Origin of the sequence: Brevundimonas sp. (assembly GCF_036677305.1) — a bacterium.
Classification (GTDB): domain Bacteria; phylum Pseudomonadota; class Alphaproteobacteria; order Caulobacterales; family Caulobacteraceae; genus Brevundimonas.
This window is the reverse complement of the sequence record NZ_JAKFEB010000050.1, coordinates 1-9,926: the sequence shown is the minus strand read 5'-3', so window position 1 is coordinate 9,926 and position 9,926 is coordinate 1. Positions and strand designations below refer to the sequence as shown.

Sequence of the window (9,926 nt, the reverse complement as noted above, 5' to 3'; positions counted from 1 at the left end):
CTCGGCGACATCGCCCGCATCGAGGAGGCGCCCGCCGAGGACCGCCGCCTGTTCCGCGGCAACGGTCAGGACCAGATCGGCCTCGCCGTCACCCGCCAGGCCCAGTCCAACGACCTCGCCATCTCCAAGGGCGTCGAGGAGATGCTGGAGCAGGTCCGTCCCAGCCTCCCGCAAGGCACCGAACTGGTCGTCGGCTCCGACAATTCGGTCTTCACCTCACACGCCATCGAGGAAGTCTGGATCACCATCGGCATCGCGCTGGTTCTGGTGGCGCTGGTGAATTTCGTCTTCCTGGGCAGCATCCGCGCGGCCTTCATCCCGTCCATCGTCGCTCCGATCTGCCTGCTGTCGACCTTCATCGTGCTGGCCCCCCTGGGCTTCTCTCTGAACCTCCTCACCCTGCTGGCGCTGGTTCTGGCCATCGGTCTGGTGGTCGACGACGCCATCGTGGTGACCGAGAACATCCAGCGTCGCCTCGACCACGGCGAGCCGCCGCTGGTGGCCGCGGAGCGCGGTACGCGGCAGGTCTTCTTCGCCGTCGTGGCGACGACCATCGTCCTGCTGGCCGTGTTCGCCCCCCTGCTGTTCCTGCCCGGCTATGTCGGTCGTCTGTTCGTCGAGCTGGCGGCCGCGATCGCCGCGGCCGTCGCCTTCTCGGCCTTCCTCGCCCTGACCCTGTCGCCCATGCTGGCCTCGCGCATTCTCAAGCCCGCCTCTGGCGGCGGATGGCTGGCGCGGCGGGTGGACCGCGCGATGGAGGCGCTACGCAACTCGTACCAGAACTCTCTCCAGGCCTTGCTGGGCAGACGGATCGCGGTCGTCGGCGTGTCGGTCCTCGTCCTGGCTGTCGCCGGCGGCGCGGCGGCGATGTTCTTCGCCCTGCCCAATGAACTGGTGCCGGCGGAAGACCGCGGCCGCGTGCAGGTCCGCGTCCAGGGTCCCGAAGGCGCGGGCTTCGACTACACCCGCAAGATCATGATGGGCATCGAACCCATCCTCGCCGAGTACAAGGCCAGCGGCGAGGCCGACTCCTATCTGATCTCCGCCCCCGGCTTCGGCGGCGGCAGTTTCAACTCCGGCAACGGCAGCCTGATCCTCAGCGACTGGTCCGCACGCGACCGGGCCGCCGACGAGATCGCCCAGGAGCTGAACGGCAAGCTGCGCGGCCAGACGGACGCACAGGTGAACGCGTCGGTCCCCGGCGCCTTCCAGCGCGGCGGCGGCAACTCCAACTCGATCGAGATGGTCGTGACCGGAGCGGAGTACGAGGACATCTACAACTGGTTGCAGCCGGTTCTGGCGGCCTCGCTGGAAAACCCCGGCCTGTCGCGTCCGCGCCTGAACTATGAGCCCAACGCGCCGCGCCTGCTGGTCGATGTGGACCCGGAGAAGGCCGCGGCGCTCGGCGTCTCGTCCCAGGCCGTCGGGCGCACGCTCGAGACCATGTTCGGCTCCCGCCGCGCCACCACCTATCTGCGCGGCGGTCAGGAATACGACGTCATCCTGCAGACCCAACGCGACGAGCGCCGCAACGTCGCCGATCTGGAATCCCTGTATGTCGCCACCGGTTCGGGCCAGCTGGTGCCGCTGTCCGCCGTGGTCACCACCCAGACCTCGGGCGACACACCCGACCGGCGGCGGCTGGATCGACAGCGGGCCATCTCGATCTCGGCCGACCTGAATCCCGGCACGACCCTCGTGGACGCCACCGAATTCATGACCCGGGTGTCGCAGGAACAGCCGCAGGGCGTCGTGACGACCCAATGGGGCGGCGCCGCGCGTGACCAGCAGGAGGCGGGCGGCGCCGTGGCCGCGGCCTTCGGCCTGGCCCTGCTGCTGGTCTTCCTCGTGCTGGCGGCCCAGTTCGAAAGCTGGATCACCCCGGCGGTCATCATGCTGACCGTGCCCCTGGCGGCGGCCGGCGGCCTGTTCGGCCTGATGATGGCGGGCTCCAGCCTCAACATCTACTCGCAGATCGGCCTGATCATCCTGATCGGGGTGGCGGCCAAGAACGGCATCCTGATCGTCGAATTCGCCAACCAGCTGCGCGATCAGGGGCGGTCGATCCACGACGCGATCATCGAGTCGTCGACCCTGCGTCTGCGGCCCATCATCATGACCTCGATCGCCACCGCCTTCGGCGCCCTGCCTCTGGTGTTGTGGCAAGGAGCCGGGGCGGGCAGCCGTCAGACCATCGGCGTCGTCATCTTCGCCGGGGCCATGTTCGCGACCCTGCTGACCCTGTTCGTGGTGCCCGTGATCTACGGCGTGCTGGCGCGCTTCACCAAGTCGCCGGAATACACGGCCCGCAAGATCGAGGAGTGGGAGGCCCAGGAGGTCACCGCCAACGATCCGGTGCCGGCGGCGGCGGAGTAAGGCAAGCCGCCACCTTTAATTGTGGCGCCGGAAATTTCGCCAGGGCGTTCAAAATGAACGGCATATTCTGAGCTGGCGGCTGTTTGTCTGGCGCCGCCGCAAGCGCGGCTAGACTGTCCGAATGACAGTCGCTCCTCGCTCGACTCCTGCCGCGCCCCGCGCGAAATGTCCGAAATGTCCGAAACTGTCCCACGAATTTTCGCGGTCATCGGACATTTCGGGGCTAGCCGGCCGGCGGCGTATAGCCCGTCTCGACCTTCAGGTACGCGATCACGTCGCGCCGGTCCGTGGCGTCCGGCAGGCCGGCGAAGCTCATCTTCGTCCCTTGCAGGAAGGTGCGCGGGTTCTGCAGCCAGTGATCCAGATGCTCGGCGTCCCAGCTGAAGCCGGCATTCTTCACCGCCGCCGAGTAGTTGAACTTCGGCTCGCTCCCCGCCGGGCGACCGAAGACGCCGTACAGGTTCGGGCCGGTCATGTTCGGCCCGCCTTCGGTCACCGTGTGGCACGAGCGGCAACGGGCGAAGACGCGCCGGCCGTTCTCCAGATCAGCCTGGTTCCAGGGTGCGGGCAGGGCGGCCAGCAGGAGGGCCTTTTCCGCCGCCGTCGGCGCGGGCCTGGCGACCGCCGGCGCGGCGCCGCCCTCGGCGTCGCCCTGGCCACAGCCGGTCAGGGTCACAGCGATGAGGGCGGTCAGGACGAGGCGGGTCATGGGCGGCTCCGGCGATATCCGCTTCTTGATAGCCGAACCGCGGCGCCCGGCAACCGGTGCGGCATCACGTCGGGCTGGACGGCGGTTGTTCGCACCTGATAATCACTGTCAACAAGCGCGGGATGCCGCGACGAACTGTGCGAGCGTGATGTCCGATACCCTCAAATTGAACCAGGCCCGCCAGGGCGACCGGGGCGTCATCGTCAGGGTCGGCGACCACGGCCATCACGACGAGCACGGCATGGAGCTGGAACGTCGGCTGCTGGAGCTCGGCTTCGTCGAGGGAGCCCGGATCGAGGTGCTGCACGAAGGCCTGTTCGGCCGCGATCCCATCGCGATGAAGGTCGATGACATGCGCGTGGCGCTGCGCCGGCACGAGGCCGCCAGCCTGACCGTCCGTTTCGAAGAGACCGCCGTGACCGAAGCCGGCTTCGTGCGGGAAGAGGCGACCGCCTGATGGATATGGCGGTGCGGAGCGCGCGCGTCGCGCTCGTGGGAAATCCCAACAGCGGCAAGACCGCCCTGTTCAACGCCCTGACCGGCGCCCATCAGAAGGTCGCCAACTACGCCGGCGTCACGGTCGAGCGGAAGGAAGGCCTGATCCGCTCGACGGACCGCGTCCTGTCGGTGCTGGACCTGCCCGGCACCTATTCCCTGCGCGCCCGAAGCCCCGACGAGGAGGTCACCCGCGACGCCGTCCTGGGCAAGCTGGCCGGAGAGACGCCGCCCGATGTGATCATCTGCGTCGCCGACGCCACCAATCTGCGCCTCGTCCTGCGGCTGGTGCTGGAGCTCAAGGCCGTCGGCCGGCCCATGGTGCTGGCGGTCAACATGTACGACATCGCCCAGCGCCAGGGCCTGCGCATCGATCTGGAGCGGCTGTCGGCGGAACTGGGCCTTCCGATCGTCACCACGGTGGCGACCCGCAAGCGCGGTATCGACGATCTGATCGCGACCGTGACCGCCGTCGTGGATGCGGCCCCGCAGGCCGCTCCCAGCGCCTGGGCCGCGCCCGACGCCGATGCCCTGCGCGGCGCCGCCCGCGAGGCCGAGCGGATCATGAAGGCCTGCGTCCGCCCGCCCGAGCGGCCGGATACCCTCACCGGCCGGATCGACTCCGTCCTGCTTCACCCGGTCGGGGGACTCGTCATCCTGCTGGGCCTCCTGTTCGTCATGTTCCAGGCGGTCTTCACCTGGGCCACGCCGCTGATGGACGGCATCGAGGGCCTGCTGGCGGCGCTGGGCGTGGCTGTCGCGGCCGTCATGCCCGACGGCATCTGGCAGAGCCTGATCGTCGACGGTCTGATCTCGGGGGTCGGCAGCGTGCTGGTCTTCCTGCCGCAGATCCTCATCCTCTTCCTGTTCATCATCATGCTGGAAGACTTCGGCTATATGGCCCGGGCCGCCTTCCTGATGGACCGGATCATGGGCGGGGCGGGGCTGCATGGCCGCGCCTTCATCCCCCTGCTCAGCAGCTTCGCCTGCGCCATTCCCGGAATCATGGCGGCGCGTGTGATCGACAGCAAACGCGACCGGCTGACGACCATCATGGTGGCGCCGCTGATGACCTGTTCGGCGCGCATCCCGGTCTACACCCTGATCATCGCCGCCTTCATTCCCAATCAGCAGGTCTGGGGCTTCGCCAGCCTGCAGGGACTGGTGATGTTCGGCCTCTATGCGACGGGGATCATCAGCGCGCTCGCGGTCTCGTTCGTGATCCGCAAGGTGTTCTGGAGGGGGGCGGTCGAGCCCTTCATGATGGAGCTTCCGGCCTACAAGACGCCGGACATGAGGAGCGTCCTGTTCAATCTGTGGGTCCGCGCGCGCATCTTCCTGGAGCGGGCAGGGCGGATCATCCTGCCGCTGATGATCGTCGTCTGGGCCCTGTCGACCTTCCCCTATCCGCCCGAGGGCGCGACCCAGCCCGCCATCGACTACAGCTTCGCCGGCATGATCGGTCATGCCCTTGAACCGCTGTTCGCCCCCATCGGCTTCAACTGGCAGATGGTCATCGCCCTGGTTCCCGGCATGGCCGCCCGCGAGGTCGCCGTGGCCGCCCTGGGCACCGTCTACGCCGTCGCCGACCCCGAAAGCGCCACCAGCCTGCTGGGCGCCACCCTGGCGGCCCAGTGGTCGCTGGCGACGGGCCTGGCCTTCCTGGCCTGGTACGTCTTCGCGCCGCAGTGCGTGGCGACCCTGGGCGTGGTCAAGCGCGAGCTGAACTCGTGGAAATGGATGTGGGTGATGGTCGCCTACATGTTCGGCCTGGCCTATCTGGCGGCCTTCGTCGTCTACCGGGTCGCGGTGGCGCTGGGGGGCGGCTGACGGGCGGCGATGGTGCCGGCTGCAGGAATCGAACCCGCGACATCCAGTTTACAAAACTGGCGCTCTACCAACTGAGCTAAGCCGGCCGCCGTCGCGACGGGCCGCCCTTATGCTGGGGCGGCGTCAGGGCCGTCAAGACGCCGCGATGGTCATGACGGCTGTTCGGCGAGACCCGGCTCGGGCCGGTGGCGGAGAGGGTGGGATTCGAACCCACGGTGCCCGCAAAGGCACGCCGCATTTCGAGTGCGGTACATTCGACCACTCTGCCACCTCTCCGCGGGGCCGTAGGACGCTTGGTCGAGCGAGCGGCTTCTCTAATGGGCGATGGCCCGCGCCGCAAGCGGGCGTATCGAGAAATCGCGTCAGCGCTGTGCGGGCAGCGGAAGGCCGAGGGCCTCGCCGGTCGACAGGTCGCCGTCGATGACGCGGAAGAGCTCGGCGGGGCGGCCGCCGGTGGCGGCGGAGAGGCGGCCCGTCGGCTCGACCAGACCGGTGCGTTCGACGCCGCGGCGGAAATTCTGCTTGTGCAGGGACAGGCCGGCGACGGCCTCGGCGGCGGTCTGGAGCTCGGACAGGGTGAAGGTCGCGGGCATCAGGTCGAAGAGGACCGGGCGGTATTTCAACTTGCTGCGCAGGCGGCCCAGGCCGGTGGCGAGGATGCGGCGGTGATCCGAGGCCATGGCGCGGCCGGGAGCGCCGGGCAGGGGCGGCCGGTCCTGGTCGCGGGCGGCCTCGGCGACAAGGCCGGCCTCGTAGAGCAGTTCGTAGCGGTCCAGCACCTGGCCCTCGTTCCAGCGGTGGGCCGGCGCAGTGGCGAAGAGGGTTTCGACGCGGGCCTGACGGCGGGGGTCGGTCGCCGCCCAGGCGTCGAGCGCGGCGATCAGGGGGGCGACGCAGGCGGGGGCGCCGTCGCGGCGGTCCTCCCAGGGGAAGATCTCGAGCACGGGCGTCCAGCGCGCCTCGGCCTGGGGGGCGTCGGCGGCGTCGGCGGTCAGGGCGAGGTAGCCGATCGAGACCTCGCGATGATGCTCCGGGCCGGGGGTGGCGCGGGGGCTGGCGCGGCCCAGGTCGCCGAAGGTGTAGAGCTGTTCGACGAAGCCGAGGCGGAAGCCGGTCTGGTCGGTGACGAAATCGCGCAGGGCCCGTTCGAAGGTGCGGTCCCGGGTGGGGTCGAAGGGGCCGAAGGGCAGGGCGGTGGAGCCGTCCTCGCCCGGGGTGGTCAGGACGCAGGCCTGGCGGTCGCGGAGCGCGATCACGACCGCCGAGAGGCCGATGCGGACGCCCTGTTCCCCCGGACCCGCCATCCGCTCTATTCCGTATGCCAGGCGTCGGGGGCGGGGACGACGCCGGTCGCCTCGGCCAGGACGCGGTAGCGTTCGAGATAGCGCTGCTGGGCCACGGGGGCGGGCAGGGGGTCGATGACGAGGTCGTAGCCGGCCGGCGGGGCGCCGAAGAGGGTCAGGCCCTCCTTTTTGGTGAAGCCCGCCAGCTGGGTGGCCTCGAAATAGGCGCAGGCCACGTCGGCCTTCTTGATGAGGGTCTTGATCTCGACCGGGTTTTTGGGCGGCAGGCCGAAGCGGAGGTGGATGGCGTCTTCCAGACGGGCCTCGAAGGCCTTGTAGTTGACGCCCAGCGCCGCCTTGAAGGGCGAGATCATGTCGCCGATGACGTATTCCGAGGCGTCGTGCAGCAGGGCGGCCAGGCGCCATTTCGGTTCGAGACCGGGCTGGATATGGGCGGCGATCTCCTCGACGACGCAGGAGTGCTGGGCGACCGAAAAGGCGTGTTCGCCGATCGTCTGGCCGTTCCAGCGGGCGACGCGGGCCAGGCCGTGGGCGATGTCCTCAATCTCGATGTCGAAGGGCGAGGGGTCCAGCAGATCGAGCCGGCGGCCGGACAGCATGCGCTGCCAGGCGCGCGGCGGTTTCGTCGAAGGGCGGGGCTTTGCGGCCAAGGTCTGATCCTGCTCTCGTGGGCAGGGTTGGTGACGCATCAGGGCGCTGCGATCAAGGCCGGAGGGGCTTATTCCCCGACGTTGAGGGTGACGAGGTCCTTGGCGTCCTCGAAGGCGCGGCCGCGGTTGGAGTCCTTCGAGCGGATGGTGGCGATCACCAGCGGGCCGCCGACCGGACCGCGGGCCTCGAAGCCGACCATGCGCCAGCCCGATTCGGTTTCCCGGTTGTCGCTCAGGATCCAGCTGGTTCGGGTGGCCTCGCCGCCGGCGCTGGTGCGGATTTCGGCGGCGTCGTTCTGGGCGTTGACGCTGACGCTGTCGCCGCCGCCTGACGAGGCGCGGACGCGGGCCGAGCCGTCGCTGTCGTTGGCGTCGATGTGGAAGCCGCCGATGCGGACGCTGGCCTGGTCGCCCTTGGTCTCGATACGCATGCCCGGCAGGCGGACGCTGGCGTCGTCGCCCTCGGCCTCGATCGCTACGCCCGGCGCATGCACCGAGGCCCGGTCGGCGGAGGCATCCGCCCGGGCGGCCGCGGCGTCGGCGCTGGCCGCGGCCGCGTCAGCCGCCGAGGCTTCGGCGTCGGCGGCGGCGGCGCGTGCGTCATCGGCGGCCATCCGGGCCTTGTCGGCGTCGGCCGACGCCCTGAGCTGGGCGACGGCGGCGGGGAGCGAGGCGGACAGGCGGGTTTCGAAGGCCTTGAGCACGTCGGCGGGCGCGTCTCCGTCCAGGGCGACGAGGTGCAGGCTGACCTCGGTCCCCTTGCGGCCGACATAGGTGCAGACCTTGCCGCCGTCCTGGGCGGAGCCCTTGCGGGTCAGGGAGCCCATGGTCTGGGGACATTGCAGGGTGTCGACGACCTTGAGCACGCCCTTGGCGTCGCTCTCGTTGCGCGTCGAGGTGATGCGCACCGAGCGGTCGCCGTCGCAGGCGGCGGTCAGGGCGGCGAGAGCGCAGAGCGTGGGCAGGAAGGGGCGTAGTGTCATCAAGAATGGTCCTGGGTACGCTCTCATCCTGCCCTCCCTTCATTCATTTGCCAGTGAAATCGCGGTAAGGCGGGTGACGAAACCTGTCCGACAAGGTGTTCGGCGCGACCCTTCGTCGGCGACGAACGCCGCCCGCGGCAAGAGCGCGGGTTGATGGCCTGCAAGACGTCAGCGTCGTTCATCGATCTCCCCCCGGAGCAAGGATCGGAGCCGTCAGCCCCCCGGTCTCGCACCCTCGCGGCGGCTGAGGAAGGCGAGGCGTTCGAACAGGTGGACGTCCTGTTCGTTCTTCAGCAGGGCGCCGTGAAGGGGCGGGATCAGCTTGTTGGGCGACTTCTCGCGCAGGGTCTCTGGGTCGATGTCCTCGACCAGCAGCAGTTTCAGCCAGTCCAGCAGTTCCGAGGTCGAGGGCTTCTTCTTCAGGCTTGGCGTGTCGCGGATCTCGTAGAAGGTCTTGAGGGCTTCCGAGACCAGGCGAGGCTTGATGCCGGGGAAATGGACCTCGACGATGGCGCGCATCGTCTCGTCGTCGGGGAAGCGGATGTAGTGGAAGAAGCAGCGGCGCAGGAAGGCGTCGGGCAGCTCCTTCTCGTTGTTCGAGGTGATGATGACGACGGGGCGGACCTCGGCGCGGATCGTCTCGTCCGTCTCCTGGACGTAGAACTCCATGCGGTCGAGTTCCTGCAGCAGGTCGTTGGGGAATTCGATGTCGGCCTTGTCGATCTCGTCGATCAGCAGGACCGGGCGCTGAGGGGCGGTGAAGGCCTCCCACAGCTTGCCGGGCTTGAGATAGTTGCGCACGTCGTGGACGCGCTCCTCGCCCAGCTGGCTGTCGCGCAGCCGCGAGACGGCGTCGTATTCGTACAGGCCGTTGTGGGCCTTGGTCGTGGACTTGACGTGCCAGGTGATCAGGGGGGCGTTCAGGGCCCGGGCGATCTCATAGGCCAGGACCGTCTTGCCGGTGCCGGGCTCGCCCTTGATCAGCAGGGGGCGTTCCAGGGCCACGGCGGCGTTGACCGCGATCTTCAGGTCGTCGGTGGCGATGTAGTTCGAAGTGCCTTCGAAACGATCGGACGAACGGGACATGGAGGGCTCCGGCGGGTGTCTGGATCGGGTTAGCGAAGGCGGGGCGGGTTAACAACGATCATGTGGTTTCCGCCGCCGCGTGGCCTTCCTCGCCGACGCGGCGTTCCATGGCTTCCAGCTGGAACAGGGGCTTCGACAGGACGAAGTCCTCGACGTCTACGGGATGACCCGCGCGGACGATGCGCAGATACATTTCCTCGCGGCTGGACATGGGCTCGTATTCACCGGTCGGCAGGCCCTCCAGGCGGATGAGCTGCAGGGCGCGGATGAAGTCGCGATCGGTCAGTCGGGGTGATTTGCGGCGGGTCACGGCGTTCTCCTTTCCATCAGGCATGAGTCGACGCGCTCTGGCGAAGGGCCGCCAAAGGCTGGGGAGGGCGCGGGGCGACCGGGCTCGCCCGGTGCTGTTGCAGAGTTACCGTTTCGACGAGACAGACCGCCCCGCGTCGTCGTTTTCCACGCGCGTGCCGGCCGCCGGCCCTGTTCGGGCCTT

Annotated in this window: 9 protein-coding genes and 2 tRNA genes; 3 read left to right on the top strand and 8 right to left on the bottom strand. The window is 68.9% G+C overall.

The annotated features are described in order from the left end of the window. Nucleotides 1-2,376: efflux RND transporter permease subunit (locus tag V6M42_RS03075; protein WP_332677077.1), on the top strand; the 2,376-nt coding region annotated here is incomplete at its 5' end. Nucleotides 2,377-2,599: 223 nt separating this feature from the next. Here the strand turns inward: V6M42_RS03075 and V6M42_RS03070 are convergent. Then, on the bottom strand, nucleotides 2,600-3,085 hold the full coding sequence (locus V6M42_RS03070) for a c-type cytochrome (RefSeq protein WP_332677076.1): 486 nt from the start codon (nucleotides 3,083-3,085) through the stop codon (nucleotides 2,600-2,602). Between the two features lie 148 nt (nucleotides 3,086-3,233). Between V6M42_RS03070 and V6M42_RS03065 the strand changes: the two genes are divergently transcribed. After that, the gene (locus V6M42_RS03065; protein ID WP_332677074.1) at nucleotides 3,234-3,542 is read left to right on the top strand and encodes a FeoA family protein; all 309 of its coding nucleotides are present in this window, start codon (nucleotides 3,234-3,236) and stop codon (nucleotides 3,540-3,542) included. Beyond that, entirely contained in the window at nucleotides 3,542-5,410 is a 1,869-nt protein-coding gene (feoB, locus tag V6M42_RS03060; RefSeq protein ID WP_332660342.1) for a ferrous iron transporter B, read from the top strand. The genes V6M42_RS03065 and feoB overlap by 1 nt, the downstream gene beginning before the upstream one ends. Nucleotides 5,411-5,420: 10 nt before the next feature. Here feoB and V6M42_RS03055 read toward each other — a convergent pair. From V6M42_RS03055 to V6M42_RS03025, 7 genes are all read right to left on the bottom strand, one after another. Further along, nucleotides 5,421-5,496: transfer RNA gene (locus V6M42_RS03055), tRNA-Thr, on the bottom strand. A gap of 100 nt (nucleotides 5,497-5,596) precedes the next feature. Continuing rightward, nucleotides 5,597-5,686: transfer RNA gene (locus V6M42_RS03050), tRNA-Ser, on the bottom strand. A gap of 86 nt (nucleotides 5,687-5,772) precedes the next feature. Continuing rightward, the gene (locus tag V6M42_RS03045; RefSeq protein WP_332677072.1) at nucleotides 5,773-6,714 is read right to left on the bottom strand and encodes an NUDIX hydrolase; all 942 of its coding nucleotides are present in this window, start codon (nucleotides 6,712-6,714) and stop codon (nucleotides 5,773-5,775) included. A 5-nt stretch (nucleotides 6,715-6,719) separates the two neighbouring features. Next, a complete protein-coding gene (locus V6M42_RS03040) occupies nucleotides 6,720-7,313 on the bottom strand; it encodes an HD family hydrolase (protein ID WP_332660353.1) in 594 nt (197 codons plus the stop codon). Nucleotides 7,314-7,432: 119 nt separating this feature from the next. Next, nucleotides 7,433-8,347: a methyltransferase type 11 gene (locus tag V6M42_RS03035; protein ID WP_332660346.1), complete on the bottom strand. Its 915-nt coding sequence runs from the start codon at nucleotides 8,345-8,347 to the stop codon at nucleotides 7,433-7,435. Nucleotides 8,348-8,560: 213 nt separating this feature from the next. Next, the gene (locus tag V6M42_RS03030; RefSeq protein WP_332677071.1) at nucleotides 8,561-9,433 is read right to left on the bottom strand and encodes an AAA family ATPase; all 873 of its coding nucleotides are present in this window, start codon (nucleotides 9,431-9,433) and stop codon (nucleotides 8,561-8,563) included. A 58-nt stretch (nucleotides 9,434-9,491) separates the two neighbouring features. Continuing rightward, nucleotides 9,492-9,743: a hypothetical protein gene (locus V6M42_RS03025; protein ID WP_332660349.1), complete on the bottom strand. Its 252-nt coding sequence runs from the start codon at nucleotides 9,741-9,743 to the stop codon at nucleotides 9,492-9,494. Nucleotides 9,744-9,926: the final 183 nt, after the last annotated feature.